The following is a 23,898-nucleotide window of genomic DNA, read 5'->3' as shown; positions in this document are numbered from 1 at the left end:
CCGCCCTCTATTTTATTTATCTCTTTAAAAAAATTGCCTCAATAACGAAAGATCTTTACCCTGCCTGCCATCTACCATCGCCAGTGGAGCATACATGCAATTTACCCCGCCATTACAAGCCGCCACATTAGTTAAGCGCTACAAACGTTTTTTAGCCGATGTCATACTAGAAGATGGCCGCGAAGTCACGGTACACATTGCTAATACAGGAGCCATGACTAACTGTGGTTCGCCAGGTGACACTATTTGGCTAAGTTATTCTGACAACAGTAAAAGAAAATATGCTTATAGCTGGGAGTTAAGCCAAACCCAAACTGGCCAGCTTATTTGTGTAAACACCCAAAGAGCGAACCAAATTGTAAAGCAAGCGTTGCTTGAACAGCGCATTCCCGAACTCGCGCAATATTCAACCATTCAAGCAGAAGTGAAATATGGCGATGAGAATAGCCGTATTGACTTTCTACTAAACGATGATGAGCTAGCAGATTGCTATGTGGAAGTAAAAAGCGTCACCTTATTGGATCAAGAAAACGGCTGGTTCCCAGATACTAAGACGCCGCGCGGACAAAAACATCTAAGGGAGCTGATGGCCATCAAACAAACTGGCGCACGTGCAGTGCTGCTATTTGCAGTAATGCATTCAGGGATAAAAACCGTCAGTGCGGCAAAACAAATAGATCCCATCTATAATCAGTTGATCAATGAAGCACAGCTGGCTGGCGTAGAAATATTAGTCTATCAGGCTGAACTCTCTGCCACAGAGCTTTATCTTAATAAAAAACTAGTTTGGTTAAATAACCAACAAGATTGATGAGTTCGTCATGTGTAATTGGCAGTAAAACCTAGGATTAATTGTAGCTTGAGCAAATAAATATAAATTGCAATTGATCCAAGTCAGCTATTTTGCTATAGATAGCCGCCTTATTTTTGCTTCCATCACTAGTTAAGTGTGAAAAAGGAGAAACGTCATGCCAGAAGGCAAGGCTAAAAAAACACTGGGCGTATTAGCTATTGCTGGGCTTGAACCTTATAAGGAAAAGCCTGGCGAAGAATACATGAATGACGCTCAACTTGAGCACTTTAAAGTCATTCTAGAAGCTTGGCGCAACCAGTTAAGACAAGAAGTGGACCGCACTGTTGGCCATATGAAAGATGAAGCGGCTAACTTTCCTGATCCAGTAGACCGCGCAGCACAAGAAGAAGAGTTCAGTCTTGAATTACGTGCTCGTGACCGTGAACGTAAGTTGATCAAGAAAATTGAGAAAACGTTGCAAAAAATTGAAGATGGCGACTTCGGTTACTGCGACAGCTGTGGCATCGAAATTGGCATCCGCCGTTTAGAAGCAAGACCGACAGCCGATCAATGTATTGATTGTAAGACCCTTGCAGAAATCAAAGAACGTCAATTGGTGGGTTAATTCCCCCTTAGTTGAAATTGAAGGGGCTTCGGCCCCTTTTGTTCACTTTAATGCGTGTATAAATACTTCTAATGACCCCCCCAACCCCACACTGCGTCCCAAATCACTATATTGGCCGCTTTGCCCCTAGCCCTTCAGGGCCGTTGCATTTTGGTTCACTGATTGCTGCTCTCGGTAGCTATTTACAAGCCAAGTCACAGCAAGGCACTTGGTTGGTGCGGATAGAAGATATCGATCCACCGCGTGAAGTAGCTGGCGCAGATCAAGCCATTTTGCGGAGTTTAGAACAATATGGCTTACATTGGGATCAAGAAGTACGGTATCAAAGCCAGCAGTCTGACTACTACGAGGATGTGATAGCAGAGCTAAAGCAACGGGGCTTATGTTACGCTTGCCAATGCACCCGAGCGCAGATTAAACAACAAGGTGGTCTATATTTGGGCCATTGTCGCCACCTTGGCCTAGGCGCTAAAGGACACGCTATTCGCTTGCAAGCCGATAAGGGCATCACCGCGTTTAATGATAAATTACAAGGTGAAGTGACGATTCCGCACAACATGGCAACGGAAGATTTTATTATTAAGCGTAAAGATGGTTTGTTTGCCTATAACTTAGCGGTTACTTTAGACGACATTCAGCAAGGCATTACCGAAGTTGTCAGAGGCGCAGACTTACTGCTGCCAACAGCAAGACAAATTGGCTTAATGCAACAACTTAATGCGCCCGTGCCTGACTATGTACATTTACCTTTAGCAGTAACAAAACCAGGCTTTAAACTGTCGAAACAGAATCACGCACCAGCCATTTCAGACTTAGATGTAACCTTAACAACTTGGCAAGCGCTTGCATTTCTTGGCCAACAACCACCACCAGAACTGCAATCAAGTGGTCAACAAACCCTGCTAGATTGGGCGATTGCTCATTGGTCGTTGGATAAAGTTGCGCACCAAGATGAAATAATACTCAGTTAATAAGCCAACTTAAGGTTGCTTGCATAAAAAGAACTGCACGAATGTTGTAAATATGCCAAGCGAATACTGAACAAATACGGAGTTAAGTTGTGTTTAACTTAACCCTTGCATATTATAGGCGCCTAAAATATCAGCGCGATCTAGAGGACATAGACCATTAAGCGTATAAAAGAATTTTGCAAAAAAGTGTTGGGTAAAAAATCTCAACCGCGCACAACTCCAGCTGCGTCAGCAAACACCCCAACTACAACCAAACCTGTCACGCCAAAAGAAGCAAAGGTAAAGGCAAGTGTGCCTGTGACCAATAGCACCTCTATTCATCGCAGTGAACACAGCATTTCACGCAATGACATCAGTGAGAATGCATTGAAAGTATTGTATCGCTTACATAAATCTGGCCACAAAGCTTACCTAGTTGGTGGCGGTGTTCGCGACTTATTACTCGGGTTAAAACCAAAAGATTTTGATATCGCAACCGATGCAACACCGGAACAGGTTAAAAAATTATTTAGAAACTGCCGCTTAGTCGGTCGTCGCTTTCGTCTAGCCCATATACTATTTGGCCGCGACATTATTGAAGTGGCGACCTTACGCGGCCATCACAGTGACGAAGAAACGGAAAAGAATACTTCTTCTCAATCTCAAGAAGGCATGCTGCTACGTGACAACGTATATGGCTCAATAGAAGAAGATGCTGAGCGCCGTGATTTCACCGTTAATGCGCTTTACTATGATATAGCCGACTTCTCACTACGTGATTTTTGTCATGGCCTAGACGATCTTGAATGTCGCCGCATTGAATTAATTGGCGATCCTGAAACTCGCTATCGTGAAGACCCCGTACGCATGCTGCGCGCAGTGCGCTTTGCGGTAAAACTACAGATGGAAATTAGTGAGCGAACCAAAGCCCCCATTACAAAATTAGCTCCGCTATTGAAAGATATTCCACCTGCCCGTTTATTTGAAGAAAGCTTAAAGCTGATGTTATCAGGCCAAGGTTTAGCAACTTATAAAATGCTGCAGCAATACCAGCTATTACAACAGCTTTACCCAGTATCTTTTGTTAATGGTGACGATCCTAAGTCAGAAGCACTGATCCACGCGGCACTGGCCAACACTGATGAGCGAATTAAAGCCGACAAACGCGTCACGCCTGCATTCTTGTATGCCGCTATCTTATGGTATCCAGTCGAACAAAAGACCCAAGAAATTTTAACTGAAAGTGGTCTGCCATTTAACGACGCGTTTTTAATGGCAATGAACGAAGTACTCGATTTCCAAGTGAAAAGTGTGGCAATACCAAAACGCTTTACCTCGACCATGCGGGATATTTGGGTATTGCAAACGCGGATGTCAAAGCGTTATGGCAAACATGCTTACCGCATCTTCCATCATCCTAAATTTCGTGCTGCCTACGATTTCTTACAACTTCGTGCCGACAACGAAGGTGGTGAGTTGGTTGAGCTATTTGAATGGTGGACCGATTTCCAAGAGCAAGATGAAGACGGCAAACGCTCGATGGTGGCTAAATTAAGTAAACCTGCGACTAAAAAACGTCGTTATTACAAAAAAAAGCCTAGGCCAACATCATCATGACCCGCGCGACCAAACTTTGCTATATCGCTCTGGGCAGTAATCAGGGCGATCCCGTGAGCAAAGCCCAGTCCGCCATAGCCGTGCTTAAACAAACTGCAGAGCTAAACATTACGGCTGTTTCTAGCTTGTATCGCAGCGCGCCAATGGGACCGCAAGATCAACCCGACTATATTAATGGCGTTATCGCACTAGAAACCGAACTTCCCCCTCTTGCCTTGCTGGATTTACTGCAAAAAATTGAGCTAGAACACGGTCGCGAGCGTAAAAATGAACGCTGGGGCCCTCGCACCCTAGACCTCGATATTCTGTTGTATGGTCAAGAAAACATTAATAACGCGCGTTTAACAGTGCCGCACTATGGCATGAAACAGCGAGAGTTTGTAATATACCCCCTTTTAGAGATAGCGCCGCAGCTTATGCTACCATGTGGCGCAAGTCTAATCAGCCTTGCTGCTCAATGTGACAGAAATGGCTTAGAAATCTATCAGACCAGTTAGCTTTTATCCTGGCTGAGCGTAATGGAGACAAGATGAGTAAAATATCCGCATCCCGCCTATTGAAAATGAAGCAAGAGCAGCAAAAAATCACCTGCATTACCGCCTATGATGCCAGCTTTGCGAGCCTATTTGATCAAGCAGGCATTCAGGTATTACTGATTGGTGATTCTCTTGGGATGGTACTTCAAGGGCATGACTCTACTTTACCCGTCACCATTGACGATATTTGTTATCACACGCGTGCCGTTAAAGCGGGTGCAGAAAAAGCGTTAGTGGTTGCTGACTTACCCTTTATGACTTACTCAAGCCCAGAGCAAACTTATGCTAGCTCAGCGCAACTTATGCGCGCGGGTGCCCATATGGTTAAGCTTGAAGGTGGACAATGGTTAACTGAAACCGTTACCGGTCTTACCCAGCGTGGTGTACCTGTTTGTGGTCACTTGGGATTAACGCCACAATCGGTGAATGTGTTTGGCGGTTATAAAATACAAGGGCGTGACGAAGAACAAGCCGAACAGCTGTTGCAAGACGCATTAGCACTAGAAGCAGCAGGCATACAATTACTCGTACTTGAGTGTGTACCGGTTCCCGTTGCTGAAAAAATTACTCAAGCTCTGAGCATTCCCGTTATTGGTATCGGTGCGGGCAACGTTACCGATGGACAAATTCTCGTGATGCATGATGCGTTTGGTATTTCAGCAGGCTTTTGCCCTAAGTTTTCAAAGAACTTTCTCACTGAAACTGGCGATATTAGAAAAGCCGTGGCTTTGTACAAAAGCCAAGTTGAAAGTGGTGAGTTCCCCGCTCAAGAGCACAGTTTTTATTAGGCATTAATACATGGACATCACCCATAATATCGAGCAAATTCGCGCCACGGTAAACGAGTGGCGCCAACAAGGGCTAACAGTTGCGTTTGTACCCACTATGGGAAACCTGCATCAAGGTCATCTCACCTTAGTGAACACAGCGAAACAACACGCTGACAAAGTAGTTGTGAGTATTTTTGTTAATCCGATGCAATTTGATAATGCCACAGATTTACAAGCCTACCCGAGAACCCTAGATCAAGATGCGCAGTTGTTAGTGGCTAACCACGCCGATTTGCTCTTTACGCCAACGCCAGAAGTTATATACCCACAAGGCATGGAAAAGCATACTTATGTGCACGTGCCAGGTATATCAGAATTGCTAGAAGGCGCCCTCAGGCCAGGCCATTTTCGCGGTGTTAGCACTGTGGTTACCAAATTGTTTAATATCGTCCAGCCGGATGTAGCCTGTTTTGGCGAAAAAGATTTCCAACAACTGGCTTTGATCCGAAAAATGACCACCGATCTTGCTTTGCCAATTGAAATTATCGGCGTGCCGACAGTCCGCGCCGAGTCTGGCTTAGCCCTTAGCTCGCGCAATGGTTACCTTACTCCTGAAGAATTAGCGATAGCGCCCTATTTACATCAAGTTATGCAGGCCATTGCTGATAAAATAACGGCAGGTGAGCGAGATGTGTCAGGGTTAGTCAACGAATTTAGCAAGCAACTCGATGCTAAAGGGTTTAAAACAGATCAAATTGATATTGTCGATGCTGATTCTTTGCTGCCACTGTCCGCCACAAGTAACACAGCTGTAATACTGATGGCAGCCTTTTTAGGCAAGGCAAGGTTGATTGATAATCGCACAGTAAATTTGCACCCTTAGACAATTTATTTTATATTGCACCGCTCAAATAGGCCCTAATTCATTTGAGTTGAACACGGAGAAAAAATTGCCATGCAAAAGGTAATGTTAACAGGCAAACTGCATCAAGCGCGTGTGACTCACGCAGAGCTTAATTATGAGGGCTCATGTGCTATCGACCAAGATTTTATGGAAGCGGCCGGTATTCTTGAGTACGAAAAAATTGAAATTTATAACATCGAAAATGGTGCGCGTTTTTCAACTTACGCCATCGTCGGTGAGCGTGGCTCGAAGATCATTTCAGTTAATGGCGCAGCAGCCCGTATGGCAGCAGTAGGTGATCGCGTGATCATTTGTACTTACGCTTCAATGGACGATGCTGAAATTAAGCAACATAAGCCAAGCTTAGTTTACCTAGATGCGCAAAATAACATAGTGCGCACGAGTAAAGACGTTCCTATCCAAGTTGCATAAACTGTCAGCTTTACGATGCATAAAAAAGGACGATAACTCGTCCTTTTTTATTGCCTATGAAAAATTACAAATGCAGCTGTAACCGCCAAGAATCCTGACCACTGGCCCAATATTTTCGCTCAAATGGCGTAATTGCTTCCTCACTTTGATATTGCTCGACTTTAGTTTCAAAACCTGCGATCCCTAACGATGCCGCAAACTCATCAACATAGGTTTGCCAATTACTGCGTACCTCTAACTTACCGCCAAGCTTGAGAATGTAAGGGAACACCGAACTGCCATGCCAACGACGTTGAAAGTGCTTCGCTTTTGGCCAGGGGTTTGGATAGAGTAAGTAATGATGACTTAGCTGCCAGCCAGCTTCTACCGCTAAACGCCAAAAGTCATTCAAATCAACTTGTAACAATACCGCATTGTCAGGCAAGCTGATCGGCGTTTTAGCCAAACGATGAGCTGACTTATCTAAGCCAATCACCACCGCGTCAGGATGCATTTGCGCAATTTTCACCGTGCTTTCACCAACACCACAACAAGAGTCAAAAATAATCGGCCGGCTATCGCCTGCTAATTGCTGTGCTAACGCATTAAATGCAGTTAACGTGTGCTCTTGATATGGTTTTTGAAAGTCAGTTGTTAAATGCTTTCGTACTACCGTTTCAAGCTGTTCGTTAAGCCCAACTTGATTTGAAACAACCTTACGAGAATTACCCAATTCGTTCAACTTCTTAACCCTATGCCTTTGTTTACTAAATAATATGCGACACTATAAAACACAGCAATGAAGCTGCAAATCACTAGCAATGAGACCCAAACAGAGACATCTGATACACCCAAAAAGCCATAGCGAAAAGCATTTATCATGTAAACGATTGGATTAAGCTGAGACACCCCTTGCCAAAAATCAGGCAGCATACTGATTGAGTAAAATACGCCGCCTAAATACGTCAACGGAGTAAGCACAAACGTAGGGATGATACTAATGTCATCGAAGCTCTTTGCAAATATAGCATTAATCAATCCTGCTAAGGCAAAGGTAATGGACGTCAAGAGTACAGTAACAACTAATGTAAAGAAGTGGTGGATCTGTAAGGTAACAAAAAACTGCGAAATACAGGTCACTATCAAGCCGACTAATAGTCCACGAGCCACACCGCCACCGATGTAACCCAAAATCATAATGTGATTTGGTACAGGCGCCACCAGCAACTCTTCGACATTACGCTGAAATTTAGCACTATAAAATGAAGAAGCCACATTCGAGTATGAGTTAGTGATTACCGACATCATAATTAAACCCGGTACAATGAAAGACATGTAGCTCACGCCCCCCATTTCACCAATGCGAGAGCCAATCAAGTTACCAAAAATAACGAAATAAAGGCTCATAGTGATCGCTGGCGGCACTAAGGTTTGTACCCAAATACGTGTAAAACGATAGATTTCTTTAATTAAGATACTTTTAAAAGCAGTGAAATACAGCTGACCTTTCATTTTAGTGACTTCCTTGTTGTACTAGTTCAACAAATAGCTCTTCCAGCCGATTACTCTTATTGCGCATACTTAATACTTGAACTCCCTGCTCGGTAAGCTTTGAAAAGGTGGCATTAAGTCCTTCATCTTTCAGCACTTCCACTTCTAAAGTGTGCTCATCTATGCGAGTAAACTCTTCACCTAACTGCAGTTGATCTGGCAAAGTACTGGTGTCGAGCACAAAGGTCTCTTTTGCAATACGAGCAAGCAACGACTTCATACTGGTATTTTCAATCAGCTCACCTTGATTAATGATGCCGATATTTCGACACAAGGTTTCGGCTTCTTCCAAGTAGTGAGTGGTTAACACTATGGTAATCCCCTCTTTATTTAGCTGCTGCAAGAAAACCCACATTGAGCGTCTTAGTTCAATGTCCACACCGGCGGTTGGCTCATCTAAAATCAGCAGTTTAGGCTGGTGCATTAAGGCCCTCGCTATCATCAAACGACGCTTCATTCCCCCCGATAAGGTACGACTTTGCTGTTTACGCTTATCCCACAAGTCTAACTGCTTTAAGCAGATTTCAGCGCGTTGCCACGCTTCCTTGCGGGGCAAACCATAATAGCCAGCTTGATTTACTAGTATTTGTTCAACCGCTTCAAACTGATTGAAATTAAATTCTTGAGGTACTAAACCTATATGGCGTTTGGCATCTTCAAGGTGCGTGTCTATATCGTCACCAAATATTTTCACTTCTCCTGAAGTTTTATTCACTAGTGAACTTAAAATACCAATAGTTGTCGATTTACCTGCCCCATTAGGACCGAGCAAAGCGTAAAAGTCGCCTTGCTTGACGGTTAAACTAATTCCCTTTAAAGCAGTATTACCACCTTTATAAATTTTTATTAAATTTTTAATTTCAATCGCGTTCAACCAAGTCATCCTTTTATTAATAATGAGTGAATTACGGTACCTCGATTTGAGCGGTTAAACTCTTTTATATAGTATCTATTATTCAGGTACCACTTTACCGATAAAAGGTAAATTTCTATATTTTTGTGCGTAATCGATACCGTAGCCCACCACAAATTCATCAGGAATTGAAAAGCCAACCCAGTCAACAGGTACTTCTACCTGGCGACGGACAGGCTTATCTAACAGGGTACAGATAGTCAGCGACGCAGGATCACGCATCAGCAACATTTCACGAATTTTGTTTAAAGTAAAACCTGTATCAATGATGTCTTCAACAATCAGCACGTCTTTGCCACGAATTTCATCATCCAAATCTTTTTTGATTTTTACTTCACGTGAACTTTCCATTTTATTACCGTAACTTGATGCCGTCATAAAGTCTAACTGCACGGGCAAGTTTACTTTTCGGCTTAAATCAGCCAATAAAATACAAGAGCCTCTTAACAAACCGATCATGACTAAGCATTCAGTATCTTTGTATTTTAATTCTATTTCTTTTGCCATTTCACTGACGCGTTGTTGCACATCTTGTTCAGAGATTAAAACTTCTACTGAATGTTTCATATTCGATTCCTAAATATTGCTTTTTTAATAACACAGTTAATAATAAATTAGTAACTAACAAAACTCGGTGAGTTCAAACTCAAGTAGCGAATTATTCTGAGTTATGCGTTTTTAATATACTGAAAATGTAATTTTACAGTCTATTGAGTGTACTAATATGGCCGTAAATGATAGTCTTCCGCCGTATAAAATAAAATTATATTTTCATAATAATAACAGCAGTAGACAGTAGACAATATCATGGAACCACGCGCAGAATTTAGACGCCGAACAAGATTGGCACCGGAAGCCCGCCGCAAACAGCTCATGGAATGTGCACTTGAAGTTTTCTCTAAACGAGGAATCGGACGTGCAGGCCACGCTGAAATTGCTGAGTTAGCCCAAGTATCAGTCGCCACGGTGTTTAACTATTTTAACACCCGAGAAGACCTAGTAAATGCTGTACTCACCGAAGTAGAGCTTTATTTCAGAGGTATTGCCTCTGCCGCATTCGTGCAAAGTAAAGATCCGATGGAAACCATCCACGATTACATTGCCTTTGTAGTAGAAGCAGCATATACCAAACCCGATTATACCCACATTTGGTTAGAATGGAGTTCTTCAGTTCGTGAAGAAATCTGGCCTCGCTATCTCAAATTGCTGGCGCATAACACTGAGTTAATGAAAAAAGTCATTAAACCTGGGTTTGATAACAACACCTTTGAGTGCAGCTTAACCGTCGATGAGTTTTGTCGAGCATTAACAGGTTGTGGCTATATGATCATTCAAATGATCAATCAGCCTAGCAATCCGTCGCAAGAAAAAGTGATAGAGTTTGTTTATAACTACATCACCGCAATCTTAAGACCAACTGCTAAGTAATACATAATAAAAAAGCTGCTTCGGCAGCTTTTTTTTCTTCAATTTAACGCTTACGCTAATCCTCACAGCCCCAACGCTGACTGGCATTATTATCAATGCCAAGATGGTCAAGAATTCGCGCCACCATAAAATCGAGCAACTCATCTATTGAGCTTGGTTTATGATAAAAACCTGGCGCTGCAGGCATAATAGTTACCCCCATTTGCGATAGGCTCAGCATATTCTGCAAATGTAGCGTCGAAAATGGCGTTTCACGTGGCACCAAAATTAACCGGCCACGCTCTTTTAAAATCACATCAGCCGCGCGCTCCACTAAATTATCGGATAAGCCGTGAGCGATTGCTGCTAACGTGCCGCCACTACAGGGGCAAATAACCATGGTTTTAGGTGCGCCTGAGCCTGATGCAACGGGAGAAAACCAATCTTTCGATGCCCAGACCTTAATTTGTTCCGGCTGAGCTTGATGCTGCTCGGTTAAATGCGTCGCTAATGCCTGTGGCTCATCAGGCCAAACTTCTTCTAGTTCAGTACGCACCACTATTTTAGCCGCGTCAGACATTAAAAAATGCACTTGGTAACCCGCCCGAACTAAAGCAGATAATAGTCTGGTGCCATAAGCAGCACCAGAGGCACCGGTTAAGCCTAAGGTTAAGCTACCGTTAAATTGTCTCACTATAACTCCTCTCGCTGAGCCAGTCGCTCAATCAACCGCTGATGAATACCACCAAAACCACCATTACTCATGATTAATACACTATCTCCTGATTTTACTTGTAACAGTATATGTTCAAGTAAGGCACTGAGATCAGATTCAATGATGGCGGGGGTATCACTATTACTAAAACATGCGGGTAATGACCAGTTAAGCCCTTCTGGCTGCAAGCAATAGATCATATCCGCGGCTTGTAATGACGTGACTAATTCATGTTGGTGAGTGCCCATTTTCATGGTGTTGGAGCGCGGCTCTAATACAGCTAAAATACGCCCTTTACCGACCTTAGCCCGCAGTCCTGCTAATGTTGTTTTGATTGCTGTGGGGTGATGGGCAAAATCATCATAAACCTTAATCCCGGCCACCTCGCCTTTTAGCTCCATTCGACGTTTGGCATTTTTAAACTCACCTAACGCCGCAATACTGTGTTCAGGCAACACGCCAACATGTTTCGCTGCGGCAATGGTGGCTAACGCATTAGCAATATTATGATCTCCCAATAAAGACCAGCTCACGCGCCCTTGTAGTTGCTGTTGGTAAAAAACATCGAATACGGTGCCATCAGCAATCACCTTTTCCGCTGACCAATCACCATTTAATGTTTGCAACTCACTCCAGCATCCTTGCTCTAATACTTGGTCAATGGCTGGTGTTTCGGTTGGATAAATGATTTGCCCTTGTTGCGGAACAAGACGGACAAGGTGATGAAACTGACGCTGAATAGCGGCCAAATCAGGAAAAATATCCGCATGGTCAAATTCTAAGTTATTAATAATCAGCGTGCGCGGTTTGTAGTGAACGAACTTCGAGCGCTTATCAAAGAAAGCACTGTCATATTCATCGGCTTCAATCACAAAAAATGGCGTGTCGCCCAAACGAGCAGACATACCGAAATTTTCTGGTACGCCGCCAATAAGGAAACCCGGAGCCATCCCTGCAAACTCCAATACCCAAGCCAACATGCTGGAAGTAGAAGTTTTACCATGAGTACCTGATGCTGCTAGCACCCATTTATCTTTGAGCACAAATTCGTTCAGCCATTGCGGTCCAGAAATGTAAGGCAAGTTAAGATTAAGCATGGCTTCAACACAAGGGTTACCTCGGCTCATGGCGTTACCAACAACAATTAAATCTGGCGTAGGGTTCAATTGAGATGGGTCATAACCCTGAATGAGCTCGATGCCTTGCTCTTCAAGTTGTGTGCTCATCGGCGGATAAACATTAGCATCCGAGCCCGTTACCCGGTGCCCTAATTGCTTGGCCAAAATAGCTAAACCACCCATAAAGGTGCCGCAAATGCCTAGAATATGAATGTGCATACTGCTCTCTCTGTCTAATTTATTGAGCCCAGTAACGACTTAGGCTCCATTGAAAGCATGTTAACGTAACCACAAAACTAAGGCTAGAACACCCATAACTTAAACCGAGTTAACGCACAGTCAAAACAGCATTGGCCTAGGGCTTTAATTGCCCTTTTTCGGTTTTCCCCTGTCTAGGAGGCTTAATAGGATCAACAGGAACCATACTTTCCGGCGGATCGATTTGAATAAACATCGACGCCCCTGCGCCATGATAAGGGCGATAAAATAGGTCGTTACATTGGTAGAACAGCTGCGGTTTAGGCCAGCGCACACAACCCACAGGTAACTGATATAACCAGTTGAGCCCTTGTTGGTTTTTAAGCTGTTCACGCCATTGATGATCAGCCAAAATTTGCTGCTTAAGCGTCCATGGGTCGGTTTTTTGTTCGGTGCTTGTTTGTACGGTCACCGTTCCAGCGAACACCGGGAAAAATATTTGCAGGCAGCAAAGCAAGCAGCCCCATTGTTTATATTTCATTAGCCCAACTCTTTTGTTAGTAACTTTATTCGCGCTAGAAGCCATTTTATAAAGCAAAATTTATTCCATTTACTTAGAAAAAAACACAATAAAAAATTTGATCTAGATCGAGTTTTTGTCCTATTTGTTAAAGCAGGGTAAGTTTTATAAGGTGGATATGATGAAACAACTTTTAACTTTGCTAACACTGCTAATATCCACTCAGGCGTATGCTGTTCTTCCCCAAGAAAATGACGGAGCGACGTTAAAACTGGATTGGTTTTGGCAGAATGAATCAGGGAAACAACAAGTAGTGCAAGCCTTATTTACCCGCAATCAGGTGAAGCAAGGAGTGCAAGACCAACAAAAAATTAATTTTACCCTCAACGCCCCTATCCGAGCCTTACATGGTTATATTGGTCCACGGCTGATGCATGTACTAGATAGCATAAATTCAGTATCGCCCGAACATGCGACAAAATTTGTTAGTATCGAACATGCTTTTTCTGTCAAGGATACCAGCCCAGAATCAACTCTGTTTTGGCAAGCTTATTATCAATACCAAGATGACGCCTTTAATCTTTTAAGAGTTAGCCCTTGCTTGACGCAAAATGAGGTAGATGGCCCTTGCATTAGGCCAAATTACTCACAGATATTTTACAGCTATCGCCAGTCATTTAGCGGCTTAGCCGAGCAGTTAAGATCCCATGAAGGCGCATCGATCTCAATTCAAAATGCGCAGAGTTGGTTACTCAATATTCCTAATGCTGAGGAGCACCATGACCGCTTTTCCCCTCCGCTCACCGTGTTATTAGAAAACGTGGCTGACAGCGATGAACGCGCGTTACTATTGGCAACCTTGATTAGCCAGATTGCGCCAGATTACCGTATGTTTCTGGTTTATCCCGCTAACAGCAATGGCAGTGCTTCACCCGCTTGGTTGACCATTGAAGCCCGTAGTGGTGCAAGTGGCACACCAGTAGTGATAGATAATAATGAACACACCTTATTAACTGGCTCACCAGCACTATTAAAAGAAATGATGACCACACAAACTCCCATGGTCAGTGAACCGTTGTATTAGCGCTCTGTAATACAGGCCCAAATTGATAATCCGCTGTTTACTAGGGTCTGTTGAACTTTTGTCCTGATTTTTGCAGCAATTTGTTGGGGATATATACAAAACGTTGTGGCCAGCACCTTTGTGGCATAGTGAACTACGCGAAAAGGTGCTAACGCGGTAGAAATGACCAACAAACGCTGTCCTACGGATTCGGCCAAAAGCGTTTTGCCCATCGTTGAGCAGTATTTACTTAGAATGCTAAGCGACACACAGCTCGCCTTGCTCAAAACGCTTTTAGACAAAGTCTCCCCTCTCGAACGAAAATTAACCATCAAAGATCAACAGACCCTAGTGGTTGGATAAAAAGGTCGAATAAATAGTAAAAACTTCAGACAGGTTGATATAACATAACACTCGTTTGTTATTTAGCTTTGTAGGGACTTTTTTGCCGTCGTCTCAGCGTGTGTTATCTATGCTTTGTTTAACCCTTTGGCTGCTTGGCCAAGGGGTACTTGCGTTGCACTGGCAACACGACCATTTAAGTGAAATCAACACATTAAATGATGCTTCTTGTGCACTTTGCATTCATGCAAAACAATATACTTCAGCTAATTTACCGATAGCCATTTCACTCGTGGCCATCACCCTGTTATTGTATATCACTCGAATACCTGCCACCGCGTCTTCTAGACCCTTTTATGCAGCAGGCCCACGCGCACCACCTTATTAAACGTAATATCATCAATGCTTTTATCTATTACATACTATGAAAACCATTTATTAAGGTGTTTAACATGCAATTTCGTTTAAAAAAAATCGGTTCATTAAGTTTTGTCGCATTAGCCTGCATCAGTAGTCACGTATTGGCGGACGATCATGAACACCGTGCCCACGGCAGTCACGAGCATGGCGCAGCTAACATTGATTTAGTGCTCGAAGGTAATGAGCTCGCTTTTGACTGGATGTCGCCCGCGGCCAATTTACTCGGTTTTGAACATCAGGCGAAAAATGACGAGCAAAAGCAGAAACTGGCTGAAGTGGCATCTCTACTCGCACAACCAAAGCATATTCTAGTCTTACCCGACGCGGCAGGTTGTAAAGTGACAGAGCACAATATCGACAGTGAACTTTTCACGATGAACCTAAGCCCAGAGAAGCATAACGACAAGCATCATGACGACGAACATCACGACAGCGAGCATCATGACGACGAACATCACGACAGCGAGCATCATGACGACGAACATCATGACGGCGAACATCATGACGGCGAGCATCATGACAGCGAGCATCATGACGGCGAACATCATGACGATAAACATCATGAAGACGAGCATCAGGATGCTCACTCTGACGTCACTGTAAGCTATCACTTTGAATGTGCTAACCCTGACGAAATATCATCTCTTTCTTTTAGTTTATTTGACCATTTCTCATTAACCGAAAAAGTGCAAATCCAAGGTATCATCAACAGTCAACAAATGGCTAAAACTCTGACGCCGAAAGATCACTCATTAACTTGGTAAGGGAGCATCAGCTCAGTATCCATGAATAAATTACCTATTTTAACTATTCAGGATCTCAAGTTCGGTTGGCTGAAAAGCCAACCGCTCACTATTGAGATAGATCACCTTAGTATTAACAAAGGTGATAAAGTATTTTTGAAAGGGCCCAGTGGTTGTGGAAAATCCACACTACTAGGCCTAATGACAGGGATTAACCAACCCTATAGCGGAACCATCTCGATGTTGGGTAAAGAGCTGACAGCGCTGAAAGGGAGCCAAAAAGATCACTTTAGAGCTGATCATTTAGGTTATATTTTTCAGCAGTTTAATCTACTGCCTTACTTGAGTGTGATTGAAAATGTAACGCTACCATGTTTCTTTTCCAAAGCACGAAAGGACAAAGCATTGGCCAGCTCCGGCTCATTAGAGCAAGAGGCAAAACGCTTACTGAGTCATCTTGAAATACCAAATAAGTTAATTCATCGCCAAGTAACTGAACTCAGTATCGGCCAGCAACAACGGGTGGCAGCAGCGAGAGCATTAATTGGTAAGCCGGAATTTATTATTGCAGATGAGCCCACCTCATCTCTTGATACCGACGCCAGAGAATCTTTTATCAAGTTATTGTTTAACGAATGTGTTGAAACGGATATTAGTTTAATTTTTGTCAGTCACGATGCCAGCTTACAAGGCTTGTTTGACCATCAAATAGACTTGCCAACACTCAACAAAGCTACTCAAACAGGAGCATAATATGGCCATTGCTAAATTAGCGCTCAAAAGTTTATACAATCGCCGTGGCACAGCCATTTTAACGGTGTTTGCAATTGCGCTTAGTGTCACCTTGCTACTCGGAGTCGAGCGAGTTAGAACACAGACCAAAGAAAACTTTGCTAACACGTTATCAGGCACCGATTTAATAGTTGGCGCACGTACCGGACAAGTACAACTGTTACTCTATTCTGTATTCAGAATTGGCAATGCCACCAATAATATTTCTTGGCAAACCTATCAAGAAATTGCCAATGATAAAGCCGTAAAATGGAGCGTCCCTTTTTCCCTAGGTGATTCACATCGAGGCTTTCGTGTTCTAGGTACCACCCCCGACTACTTTAAACATTACCGATTTGGTCAGAAACAAAATTTAAGCTTTAATCAAGGCCAGTCTTTTGACGGCCCCATTGAAGCTGTGCTTGGTGCCGAAGTGGCTAAAAAGCTTAACTACCAACTTGGTCAAAAAATAGTTATTGCTCACGGCAGCAGTGATGTGTCTTTTACTAAACACGACAACTTGCCCTTTAAAGTTGTGGGGATTCTTGACCCCACAGGGACCCCTGTTGACCGTACGGTACATGTATCTTTAGCAGGCATTGAAGCGATTCATTTTGGCTGGCAAAATGGCGCACCAAGAGGTGGCAAATTACAAGCAGAGCAATTAGATCAAGTAACACTTGAGCCAGAGGTCATAACGGCATTTATCGTTGGTTTAAAGTCCAAAATGCATACCTTTGCATTACAACGTAAAATTAATGAATACCAACAAGAAGCCATCATGGCCGTACTTCCAGGTGTTGCGCTGCAAGAATTATGGAGCACGATGAATATGGCCGAAAATGCCTTGTTAGTGGTATCCGGTTTTGTCGTGGTATCTGGTTTATTAGGCATGCTAACCACCCTACTCACTAGCTTAAATGAACGTCGTCGCGAAATGGCTATCTTACGCTCGGTCGGCGCAAGACCTAGTCATATATTTAGCTTGCTTATTTCAGAAGCGGGCGTGCTCGCATTGGCTGGAGCCTTAACCGGTGTCGGCTTATTGTATGCATTAATTTTGCTGATAAGACCTATTGCTATGGATATGTTTGGTATATATGTAAGGTTATCGGCTTTAACCCATTATGAACTTATTTTATTATCTATCGTGGTAATATCAGGTTTTGTAATAGGTTTAATACCTGCATGGCGCGCGTACCGCATGTCTCTTGCTGATGGCATGACTATTAGGATATAAAAAATGAAATACTTAAAACGCATACTCTTAAGCACGATAGTTACTTTACCCATGCTTGTTCATGCTGAAGTTGTCACTATGGAATGGGAAGAGTTACTGCCCGAAGCGGAACGTATTGCACAAGCCAAAGCTGCTGAGCTCAACCATGACGGTAGCGTAGCTAATCAACCTCAGAGTCAGGAAGTGAATGTTCGCAGCGATCTTAACAGCAAAACAATCCGCCTTCCCGGCTTCGTGGTGCCCTTAGAGGGTGATGAGAATAACATCACGGAATTCTTTTTAGTGCCTTATTTTGGCGCTTGTATTCACGTGCCACCCCCACCACCAAACCAAATCATCTACGTAAAATATCCAAAAGGAGCCCCTGTTGATGATGTTTGGGGAGCCGTTTGGGTTGAAGGAACCATTAAAGCTGAAACCATGAGTAATGATCTAGCTACGGTTGGATACACTATGGAAGGCATTAAAGTTGAGGTTTACGAAGAATAACACTTACTGATTGGTGATAGCTAAATAAACGCTATCGCCAATCAGAATAACGAGCAGAATGACAATAAAATTAATAGATATAAGCGGCCAACGCGACCAGCCCCACTAAATAGCCGACACCTAACAGAATATTCCATACTTTCTTTTTCAAAATAATCATGCCATTCTCCTTTAGAGCCTGTCTATCTACATTGGATAACAAACGCTAGCTTTACCTGTTAATAATTTTAACATTTTAGCAACAATGCGCAACCGCTATTGTTTAACATAATGATAACAAACGAGGAAAGGGCATGGCTGACGCAAAAAGCTCCCTTGATAAACTAAGTGAAAAATCGGAGAAGCAGCTCTTTAATAGTAAACATAAAACCTTAGCATTGGCTCGACAATACGGGATTGAAGGCAGTCTCACAAATGTTGCAAACACAACAGTACTAGCGAGAGCCAAAAAACGCATGGCCTTAGAGCTGTCACAAAAGCAGCACAACCTCGAACAAATCATGTTAGCGACTCATTCAGAGTGTGGTGAAGATGATGCTGCGAGAGAGGTTGACCCCGATTGGATGACAGCTTATTTGCGGCTAGCTGAAACCATTAGCAGCAAAAATATGCAAACATTATGGGGAAAAATATTAGCTCAAGAAATTACCAGTCCAGCGAGCTACTCAGTGCGGGCTCTCGAAACACTCAAGCAAATGACTAACCGAGAAGCCATTATTTTTCAAAAGCTGTGTCAGCTCAGCTCAACATTTTCAGGCGACCCAGCGCGTAAAATAATCACCGGCTATGTTCGCTTACCTAGCTCATTCCAACTTTTTACGCCACTTCATAGTCAAAAGCTATCGTTAGGTAAATTCCGCTTCCCCTATTCTAACCTCATGTTAATGGCTGACTTAGGCTTAATTTATCAAAGTGAATTAGAATCAGGAGAAATGAGTCCAGGCCAGCCTCTTAATATTAATTATCATGACTTACCTATTAGTTTAGTGCCTAACGGTAAACGTCTAAAGCTGTATTACTATAAGTTTACCCAAGTAGGAAATGAGCTCAGTAAACTGATCAGTAATGATGCATTAGTTGAGTATGTAGAGGAACTTACTTTAATGCTAGAAAGAGAGTTTCAAGTAACAAGCTCGATTAAAAGTAAGGCTTGAGCGAAAAAGCCCAAGCCTTAAAATGAACACTATTCTTTAGGGGGGTGAAAGCTAACCACTCTGTTTCGGCCTTTGGATTTAGCCTTGTATAAAGCTTCATCGGCACGCGCGATAAATTCCCCTGTACTTTCCTGTCCCATCTGGGTAACACCAAAACTACAAGTGACTTTAACCCCATCAGGCCATTCTGACACTTCTAATAAGGATCTAATATTTTCAGCAAGTTGAGCCGCATGATTAAGCTCAGTATTAGGACAAACCAATAGAAACTCTTCTCCTCCCCAGCGAACCAAGCTATCGCCTTGGCGAGTTTGTCCTGTGACTAAGCCAGCAAATGCTTTCAGTACTTCGTCACCGATATCATGGCCATGTACATCATTAATTTGCTTGAAATGGTCAATATCCATAAACACTATTGATAATGGTGTTCGCTGCAGATATACCAATTGAACTTGCTCAAACAGTGAATCTCGAATGCCTGCTCTATTTCTAGCACCTGTTAAGGGATCTCGCTTAGCCATGGTTTCAAATTTTTTACTTTCTAGCTTTAACGCTTCAGTGAGTGATTCCAGTTCAACGGCCTTCTGTCTCGTACTAGACAGATCCCCTTTAAGACGCCTTAAATCAGAGAGGAGATAAATAAGCGCAAATGCAATCCATATTCCGATAATCCCGGTTAAGAAGACAGTTTCAGGGATTAACTTACCGTCAAATCTTATTTCTTCCACGACAATCTTAACCGGACCTTCAGAAATAAGGCTACCCGTTGCTACCTCTAACACCGCAACATTAGTAAAATCAGGTGCAAAATGCTCTAGTGGAATGCTATGTTCTGAAATCCACCATGATGCAACCTGAAAGTTTTTAAGGGGTATTTTCACTTCTGACGCATATAAATTAGGCTCATATTCGATCTCATTCACCTTCATAGTCGTATCGTTATGAATATCACTGTAAGTAGGGTGAAAGTTACGAATATAGAAGCGGATACGTTGCGAGCCTTCACCTTCATAGCGAACATCAAGAGAAACAGTATTATACTTAGAGATATCAATACCTTCTGATATTTCGGAAAGCTTAATCGCTAGTTCACAAAAAGGCCATGCATAAGCCTTTACGATGTTACACTCAAGTACCATTCCTTGCGGTGTTCGGGTTAAAGTTGCGGTTGTTTTACCACCTTGGGATTCATCAGTAATCGCTTTGAACCCATAATCAGATTCTGAATTAATCACCAAGCTAGTATTAAAACTATGTTGATAGGCAAACAGCAAAACCACTGAAAAGAGTACCAAAAACAATAAGCCTGTACTTAAAGACCTTGACTGCATAGCACGCTCCATAGTTAATAAGCTACCCAATAAAAAGTTAACTTAAATGATTAATCTTATTTGGCAAAAGTGCCCAACTCATCATCTCAGTTACACTAGACAAGGGTCAAATAAATTAAACAACATATAATTGACAATTTTAACTATACAAAAACAGAAATAAAAAACTGAGAGCTATTTCAATAAGCTAATCTAAGGTCGTCAAATAAGTAGCAGGCAATTAGTTAAGATAATAAGCTTTATGAAGCAGTGCTAAACCACACCAACACGGTTAACCCAATTGGAAAAAATGATTTCCCGTTCAGTGCGCTAACGCAAGACAGCTACTAACACACTGAAAAATAATTTATTCCTCTTCTTCCAAGATTCCTTCAAGGTAGTCGTCAGCATCTAACAAACTTTCAAATTCCGTATCATCAGACGCTCTAACTTGTAGCACCCAACCATCATCATAAGGATCGGCATTTACTAAACTAGGTGAATCAGCAAGTTCTTCATTCAGCTCAGCAATTTCACCACTCAACGGGGAGTATATTTCAACCGTCGTTTTTTCAGCATCGATGACAAAACATTCATCGCCGGCATCTAACTCATCACCAACATTGGGTTGTTCTATATTGTATATATTTCCTAATTGGCTTTGGCCATGATCAGTAATGCCTATGGTATAAATACCATCACCTTCATTTCTAACCCAAAGGTGAGTATCGGTATATCTTAAATCACTTGGCAATTGGCTCATTTTTACTCTCCCAATAAAATAGGCCTTGATAAAAAACAGGTCATTAACGAATGCGTTATCACTTACACAGCGTAGCCAAATAACACTTAACTGCAAGGTGATTTCGTATTGATTTTTAAAGTTTAAATAAAAAAATAACGATCAAACTTAGTACACTACTGACGGGCTAAATCTGGCAGTTCACCCGCTAACCCCATGGCTTGCTTAAGTAAGGTCTTTTTCACTAAAGGAGCATTATTCAATAGGCTCAAACCGACATCTCGGATTAATTTTTTCAACGGATGATTACCACTAAAGCCTTGCTTTAACCCTTCCATTGCAACAATCATTTCCATTGCCTGACTTTTACGCCAGCGCTCATAACCCCGTAACTGTGGCAACTGACCAATATCTAAACCGAGGGTTACGTTTTTCTTAATTTCCTGTGCCAATGCCGCCGCGTCCATTAAACCTAAGTTAACGCCTTGCCCTGCAAGGGGATGAATGGTGTGCGCGGCATCACCAATTAAGGCCACGCGATGTTTGGCAAAGTCTCGCGCATAACGCATTCGTAGCGGCACACTATGGCGCTCACCTTGTACCCGACATAAACCTAATCGGTTATCAAATGCCATCGCAAGCTGCTTATTAAATTCGTCATCAGGTAATGCCATCAACTTTGATGCTTGCTCTGGGCTAGTTGACCAAACTATCGAACAATGGTGTGGATTAAACAGCGGTAAAAAAGCCAGCGGCCCCTCAGGTTTAAAAATTTGCCAAGCTGTATTTTGATGCCATTCGGTAGTCGCTATCGTCGCCACCAACGCATGATGTTGATAATCACGAAAGGTCAGCGGAATAGCCGCTTGCTTACGTACCCAAGATTCTGCCCCATCAGCACCAACCACCAATTTACTGGTCAAAGCATGGCCATTATCTAGGGTGATCCAAGCTTCACCTTCTCCCAAAGCTAACTGGGCAATACGCTGAGGACAAAATATTTGCACATTTTCTTGCCTTTCTAAGGTATGAAGTAATGCCAGCTGTAAATTACGGTTTTCAATGATATGACCTAGATTTGCAGTCCGATTTTGTTGGGCTGAAAACTGTAATTGCCCAAAGCTATCTTGATCCCAAACCTGCATTTGTTCATATGCCTGGCTTCGTAAAAGGTTTAAGTTTGACCAAACTCCCAGTTTTTCTAACACGGTTTGGCTGGCGGCATTAATCGCACTAACACGGTTGTCTGCTATCTCACTAAATTCTAGCTCGATCTCACGCCCCTCTATTACCGCAATTTTAATGGGTACATCATGTAGTGCTCGGGCCAATGTCAACCCGACCATACCGCCACCAACAATAACAAGATCAAAAGACTGGATCATAAAGGTTTCGCCTGAAAAAGTTCAAAATGGCCCAAGGCTTGGTAGCTTAAGGGTTGCTTTAAAGTGTCAAAGGTATCCATTAAATGTAACGCACTATTTCGAGCCTTGGCTAAAGGCCAATAGTTATTTGCAAATGTACGAGCTAATAAATCGGTCATAAAAATGGTTCGTTGATGATCTGCTTCCCGTTGCTGCCAATAGTGATCAAGTGTTGTAAACGCTCCAATATCAGAAGTTTGGGCTATGGTCTTAGCGAGAACGAACAAATCACGCAGGCCGAGATTATAACCTTGTCCTGCAACAGGGTGTAAAGTATGAGCGGCATTACCAATTAACACGCAACGGTGACTGACCGGCATGGGGGACTGAGTGAGAGATAACGGATAGGCGGTGCGAGAGCCTACTCGCGTAAAAACACCTAAACGGAAACCAAATTGTTGCTGTAAAGCGGCGCTAAAATCAGTATCAGATAAAGCCATTAACGGCTCAAGCTGATGATTATGCACCGACCAAACCAATGCGCTACGGTTATCAGACATAGGCAATAACGCCAAAGGTCCTGCATCAGTAAATCGCTCAAAGGCACGACCTTGATGCAACTCACTGGTCAGAACATTGGCAATAATAGCGCTAGTACCGTAATCATCCGTTTGTTGCTGCAATTTAAGTAATTGGCGACAACGGCTGTGACCGCCATCGGCCCCCACCAATAACTGAGCTTGTAATTGCAGCCCCGAAGCTAAGGTAGCAGTGACACATTGCTGGTATTGCACAATGTCGACAACGCTATCAGGACGGATCCAAGTTAAGTTTGGCAAATTGGATAAACGCTTATTGAGAATGTCACCCGCATTGATAAGCTCAATAACATAGCCCAACGCGTCAAGCTGCTCTTGTTTCGCACTTAAGTGAACTAAGCCTGAATGGCCGCGATCTGAAACATGAATATGAGTGATAGGTGTGGTTTGCAATGAAAACTCAGACCAAAGACCTATTTGTTGTAGTAGCTGTGCCGAACCATACGACAACGCAATGGCTCGACTATCAAAGCCAGGGTGCGTATTTTGGTTTGCAGCGACCGCATCCACTAATGCAATATTAAGATGCGGCGCTAAATAAGCCACCGCACAAGCAAAGGAGGCTCCCACCATGCCCCCTCCTACTATGATTAAATCAACATCTAGCGTCGCATTGGTCTCAACCATGTGCCT

Annotated in this window: 27 protein-coding genes; 16 read left to right on the top strand and 11 right to left on the bottom strand. The window is 42.9% G+C overall.

All coding sequences use genetic code 11. The features are described from left to right. Nucleotides 1-94 precede the first annotated feature (94 nt). From sfsA to panD, 8 genes are all read left to right on the top strand, one after another. A complete protein-coding gene (gene sfsA, locus Q4519_RS08500) occupies nucleotides 95-811 on the top strand; it encodes a DNA/RNA nuclease SfsA (protein ID WP_232803499.1) in 717 nt (238 codons plus the stop codon). 157 nt (nucleotides 812-968) lie between these two features. Beyond that, nucleotides 969-1,418 (top strand): RNA polymerase-binding protein DksA, encoded by a 450-nt coding sequence (gene dksA, locus Q4519_RS08495; protein ID WP_232803498.1) that lies wholly within the window; start codon nucleotides 969-971, stop codon nucleotides 1,416-1,418. Between the two features lie 71 nt (nucleotides 1,419-1,489). After that, nucleotides 1,490-2,389 (top strand): tRNA glutamyl-Q(34) synthetase GluQRS, encoded by a 900-nt coding sequence (gene gluQRS, locus Q4519_RS08490; RefSeq protein WP_232803497.1) that lies wholly within the window; start codon nucleotides 1,490-1,492, stop codon nucleotides 2,387-2,389. Between the two features lie 297 nt (nucleotides 2,390-2,686). Then, nucleotides 2,687-3,985, top strand: coding sequence for a polynucleotide adenylyltransferase PcnB (gene pcnB, locus Q4519_RS08485; protein WP_303511573.1), 1,299 nt, complete (start codon nucleotides 2,687-2,689; stop codon nucleotides 3,983-3,985). Next, a complete protein-coding gene (gene folK / locus Q4519_RS08480) occupies nucleotides 3,982-4,482 on the top strand; it encodes a 2-amino-4-hydroxy-6-hydroxymethyldihydropteridine diphosphokinase (protein ID WP_303511571.1) in 501 nt (166 codons plus the stop codon). The genes pcnB and folK overlap by 4 nt, the downstream gene beginning before the upstream one ends. A 32-nt stretch (nucleotides 4,483-4,514) precedes the next feature. Further along, nucleotides 4,515-5,309, top strand: a complete 795-nt coding sequence (gene panB / locus Q4519_RS08475) for a 3-methyl-2-oxobutanoate hydroxymethyltransferase (protein ID WP_303511569.1) — start codon at nucleotides 4,515-4,517, stop codon at nucleotides 5,307-5,309. Nucleotides 5,310-5,319: 10 nt separating this feature from the next. Further along, nucleotides 5,320-6,174, top strand: coding sequence for a pantoate--beta-alanine ligase (panC, locus tag Q4519_RS08470; protein ID WP_232803494.1), 855 nt, complete (start codon nucleotides 5,320-5,322; stop codon nucleotides 6,172-6,174). Nucleotides 6,175-6,246: 72 nt separating this feature from the next. Next, nucleotides 6,247-6,627 carry an aspartate 1-decarboxylase gene (panD, locus tag Q4519_RS08465; RefSeq protein ID WP_232803493.1) on the top strand — a complete coding sequence of 127 codons (381 nt, stop codon included), beginning with the start codon at nucleotides 6,247-6,249 and terminating at the stop codon, nucleotides 6,625-6,627. Between the two features lie 64 nt (nucleotides 6,628-6,691). On the opposite strand, the gene Q4519_RS08460 is transcribed toward panD, so the two are convergent. From Q4519_RS08460 to hpt, 4 genes are all read right to left on the bottom strand, one after another. Next, nucleotides 6,692-7,348: a tRNA (guanosine(46)-N(7))-methyltransferase TrmB gene (locus tag Q4519_RS08460; RefSeq protein ID WP_232803492.1), complete on the bottom strand. Its 657-nt coding sequence runs from the start codon at nucleotides 7,346-7,348 to the stop codon at nucleotides 6,692-6,694. Then, nucleotides 7,345-8,118 (bottom strand): ABC transporter permease, encoded by a 774-nt coding sequence (locus tag Q4519_RS08455; protein ID WP_232803491.1) that lies wholly within the window; start codon nucleotides 8,116-8,118, stop codon nucleotides 7,345-7,347. Before Q4519_RS08455 ends, Q4519_RS08460 begins: the two co-directional genes overlap by 4 nt. 1 nt (nucleotide 8,119) lies before the next feature. Continuing rightward, nucleotides 8,120-9,040: an ABC transporter ATP-binding protein gene (locus tag Q4519_RS08450; RefSeq protein ID WP_303511565.1), complete on the bottom strand. Its 921-nt coding sequence runs from the start codon at nucleotides 9,038-9,040 to the stop codon at nucleotides 8,120-8,122. A 69-nt stretch (nucleotides 9,041-9,109) separates the two neighbouring features. Beyond that, nucleotides 9,110-9,637, bottom strand: a complete 528-nt coding sequence (gene hpt, locus Q4519_RS08445) for a hypoxanthine phosphoribosyltransferase (protein ID WP_232803489.1) — start codon at nucleotides 9,635-9,637, stop codon at nucleotides 9,110-9,112. Nucleotides 9,638-9,877: 240 nt separating this feature from the next. Here hpt and Q4519_RS08440 point away from each other — a divergent pair, with 240 nt between their 5' ends. Next, the gene (locus Q4519_RS08440; protein ID WP_232803488.1) at nucleotides 9,878-10,498 is read left to right on the top strand and encodes a TetR/AcrR family transcriptional regulator; all 621 of its coding nucleotides are present in this window, start codon (nucleotides 9,878-9,880) and stop codon (nucleotides 10,496-10,498) included. Between the two features lie 55 nt (nucleotides 10,499-10,553). Here the strand turns inward: Q4519_RS08440 and Q4519_RS08435 are convergent, their stop codons facing one another. The 3 genes from Q4519_RS08435 to Q4519_RS08425 all read right to left on the bottom strand — a co-directional run bounded on the left by Q4519_RS08435 (nucleotide 10,554) and on the right by Q4519_RS08425 (nucleotide 13,049). After that, nucleotides 10,554-11,171, bottom strand: coding sequence for a flavin prenyltransferase UbiX (locus tag Q4519_RS08435; protein WP_232803487.1), 618 nt, complete (start codon nucleotides 11,169-11,171; stop codon nucleotides 10,554-10,556). After that, nucleotides 11,171-12,529, bottom strand: coding sequence for a UDP-N-acetylmuramate:L-alanyl-gamma-D-glutamyl-meso-diaminopimelate ligase (gene mpl, locus Q4519_RS08430; RefSeq protein WP_303511561.1), 1,359 nt, complete (start codon nucleotides 12,527-12,529; stop codon nucleotides 11,171-11,173). Before mpl ends, Q4519_RS08435 begins: the two co-directional genes overlap by 1 nt. Before the next feature lie 136 nt (nucleotides 12,530-12,665). Further along, nucleotides 12,666-13,049: a hypothetical protein gene (locus Q4519_RS08425; RefSeq protein WP_303511559.1), complete on the bottom strand. Its 384-nt coding sequence runs from the start codon at nucleotides 13,047-13,049 to the stop codon at nucleotides 12,666-12,668. A 160-nt stretch (nucleotides 13,050-13,209) separates the two neighbouring features. Between Q4519_RS08425 and Q4519_RS08420 the strand changes: the two genes are divergently transcribed. The 7 genes from Q4519_RS08420 (at nucleotide 13,210) to Q4519_RS08390 (ending at nucleotide 19,250) form a co-directional block, all read left to right on the top strand. Then, entirely contained in the window at nucleotides 13,210-14,112 is a 903-nt protein-coding gene (locus Q4519_RS08420; RefSeq protein WP_303511558.1) for a hypothetical protein, read from the top strand. 424 nt (nucleotides 14,113-14,536) lie between these two features. Beyond that, nucleotides 14,537-14,821, top strand: a complete 285-nt coding sequence (locus tag Q4519_RS08415; RefSeq protein WP_303511556.1) for a hypothetical protein — start codon at nucleotides 14,537-14,539, stop codon at nucleotides 14,819-14,821. Nucleotides 14,822-14,885: 64 nt separating this feature from the next. Then, nucleotides 14,886-15,617: a DUF2796 domain-containing protein gene (locus tag Q4519_RS08410; RefSeq protein ID WP_303511554.1), complete on the top strand. Its 732-nt coding sequence runs from the start codon at nucleotides 14,886-14,888 to the stop codon at nucleotides 15,615-15,617. Nucleotides 15,618-15,638: 21 nt separating this feature from the next. Continuing rightward, nucleotides 15,639-16,349: an ABC transporter ATP-binding protein gene (locus tag Q4519_RS08405; RefSeq protein WP_303511552.1), complete on the top strand. Its 711-nt coding sequence runs from the start codon at nucleotides 15,639-15,641 to the stop codon at nucleotides 16,347-16,349. A 1-nt stretch (nucleotide 16,350) separates the two neighbouring features. Next, nucleotides 16,351-17,607 (top strand): FtsX-like permease family protein, encoded by a 1,257-nt coding sequence (locus Q4519_RS08400; RefSeq protein ID WP_303511550.1) that lies wholly within the window; start codon nucleotides 16,351-16,353, stop codon nucleotides 17,605-17,607. 3 nt (nucleotides 17,608-17,610) lie between these two features. Continuing rightward, the gene (locus tag Q4519_RS08395) at nucleotides 17,611-18,096 is read left to right on the top strand and encodes a DUF3299 domain-containing protein (protein ID WP_232803480.1); all 486 of its coding nucleotides are present in this window, start codon (nucleotides 17,611-17,613) and stop codon (nucleotides 18,094-18,096) included. Nucleotides 18,097-18,389: 293 nt separating this feature from the next. Continuing rightward, nucleotides 18,390-19,250: a TIGR03899 family protein gene (locus tag Q4519_RS08390; protein WP_303511547.1), complete on the top strand. Its 861-nt coding sequence runs from the start codon at nucleotides 18,390-18,392 to the stop codon at nucleotides 19,248-19,250. A gap of 29 nt (nucleotides 19,251-19,279) precedes the next feature. On the opposite strand, the gene Q4519_RS08385 is transcribed toward Q4519_RS08390, so the two are convergent. The 4 genes from Q4519_RS08385 to ubiH form a co-directional block, all read right to left on the bottom strand. Further along, entirely contained in the window at nucleotides 19,280-20,581 is a 1,302-nt protein-coding gene (locus Q4519_RS08385; protein ID WP_303511545.1) for a GGDEF domain-containing protein, read from the bottom strand. Nucleotides 20,582-20,927: 346 nt separating this feature from the next. After that, the gene (gcvH, locus tag Q4519_RS08380; protein WP_232803477.1) at nucleotides 20,928-21,323 is read right to left on the bottom strand and encodes a glycine cleavage system protein GcvH; all 396 of its coding nucleotides are present in this window, start codon (nucleotides 21,321-21,323) and stop codon (nucleotides 20,928-20,930) included. A gap of 155 nt (nucleotides 21,324-21,478) precedes the next feature. Further along, complete coding sequence (locus Q4519_RS08375; RefSeq protein WP_336623443.1) at nucleotides 21,479-22,687, bottom strand: FAD-dependent monooxygenase; 1,209 nt, start codon at nucleotides 22,685-22,687, stop codon at nucleotides 21,479-21,481. Further along, on the bottom strand, nucleotides 22,684-23,892 hold the full coding sequence (gene ubiH, locus Q4519_RS08370) for a 2-octaprenyl-6-methoxyphenyl hydroxylase (RefSeq protein ID WP_303511543.1): 1,209 nt from the start codon (nucleotides 23,890-23,892) through the stop codon (nucleotides 22,684-22,686). Before ubiH ends, Q4519_RS08375 begins: the two co-directional genes overlap by 4 nt. Between the last annotated feature and the right edge of the window lie 6 nt (nucleotides 23,893-23,898).

The sequence above is a fragment of the Motilimonas sp. 1_MG-2023 genome, assembly GCF_030547455.1.
In the GTDB taxonomy this organism is placed as follows: Bacteria; Pseudomonadota; Gammaproteobacteria; order Enterobacterales; family CBDFNC01; genus Motilimonas.
The sequence above is the reverse complement of the archived record's forward strand: the minus strand, read 5'-3'. Positions and strand labels throughout refer to the sequence as shown.

Bases quoted from the DNA above. Each gene is read 5' to 3' on its own strand.
- sfsA (WP_232803499.1), top strand. From the start codon at position 95: ATGCAATTTACCCCGCCATTACAAGCCGCCACATTAGTTAAGCGCTAC.
- dksA (WP_232803498.1), top strand. From the start codon at position 969: ATGCCAGAAGGCAAGGCTAAAAAAACACTGGGCGTATTAGCTATTGCT.
- gluQRS (WP_232803497.1), top strand. From the start codon at position 1,490: ATGACCCCCCCAACCCCACACTGCGTCCCAAATCACTATATTGGCCGC.
- folK (WP_303511571.1), top strand. From the start codon at position 3,982: ATGACCCGCGCGACCAAACTTTGCTATATCGCTCTGGGCAGTAATCAG.
- panB (WP_303511569.1), top strand. From the start codon at position 4,515: ATGAGTAAAATATCCGCATCCCGCCTATTGAAAATGAAGCAAGAGCAG.
- panC (WP_232803494.1), top strand. From the start codon at position 5,320: ATGGACATCACCCATAATATCGAGCAAATTCGCGCCACGGTAAACGAG.
- panD (WP_232803493.1), top strand. From the start codon at position 6,247: ATGCAAAAGGTAATGTTAACAGGCAAACTGCATCAAGCGCGTGTGACT.
- Q4519_RS08455 (WP_232803491.1), bottom strand. From the start codon at position 8,118: ATGAAAGGTCAGCTGTATTTCACTGCTTTTAAAAGTATCTTAATTAAA.
- Q4519_RS08450 (WP_303511565.1), bottom strand. From the start codon at position 9,040: ATGACTTGGTTGAACGCGATTGAAATTAAAAATTTAATAAAAATTTAT.
- hpt (WP_232803489.1), bottom strand. From the start codon at position 9,637: ATGAAACATTCAGTAGAAGTTTTAATCTCTGAACAAGATGTGCAACAA.
- Q4519_RS08440 (WP_232803488.1), top strand. From the start codon at position 9,878: ATGGAACCACGCGCAGAATTTAGACGCCGAACAAGATTGGCACCGGAA.
- mpl (WP_303511561.1), bottom strand. From the start codon at position 12,529: ATGCACATTCATATTCTAGGCATTTGCGGCACCTTTATGGGTGGTTTA.
- Q4519_RS08425 (WP_303511559.1), bottom strand. From the start codon at position 13,049: ATGAAATATAAACAATGGGGCTGCTTGCTTTGCTGCCTGCAAATATTT.
- Q4519_RS08420 (WP_303511558.1), top strand. From the start codon at position 13,210: ATGAAACAACTTTTAACTTTGCTAACACTGCTAATATCCACTCAGGCG.
- Q4519_RS08410 (WP_303511554.1), top strand. From the start codon at position 14,886: ATGCAATTTCGTTTAAAAAAAATCGGTTCATTAAGTTTTGTCGCATTA.
- Q4519_RS08405 (WP_303511552.1), top strand. From the start codon at position 15,639: ATGAATAAATTACCTATTTTAACTATTCAGGATCTCAAGTTCGGTTGG.
- Q4519_RS08400 (WP_303511550.1), top strand. From the start codon at position 16,351: ATGGCCATTGCTAAATTAGCGCTCAAAAGTTTATACAATCGCCGTGGC.
- Q4519_RS08395 (WP_232803480.1), top strand. From the start codon at position 17,611: ATGAAATACTTAAAACGCATACTCTTAAGCACGATAGTTACTTTACCC.
- Q4519_RS08390 (WP_303511547.1), top strand. From the start codon at position 18,390: ATGGCTGACGCAAAAAGCTCCCTTGATAAACTAAGTGAAAAATCGGAG.
- Q4519_RS08385 (WP_303511545.1), bottom strand. From the start codon at position 20,581: ATGCAGTCAAGGTCTTTAAGTACAGGCTTATTGTTTTTGGTACTCTTT.
- gcvH (WP_232803477.1), bottom strand. From the start codon at position 21,323: ATGAGCCAATTGCCAAGTGATTTAAGATATACCGATACTCACCTTTGG.
- Q4519_RS08375 (WP_336623443.1), bottom strand. From the start codon at position 22,687: ATGATCCAGTCTTTTGATCTTGTTATTGTTGGTGGCGGTATGGTCGGG.
- ubiH (WP_303511543.1), bottom strand. From the start codon at position 23,892: ATGGTTGAGACCAATGCGACGCTAGATGTTGATTTAATCATAGTAGGA.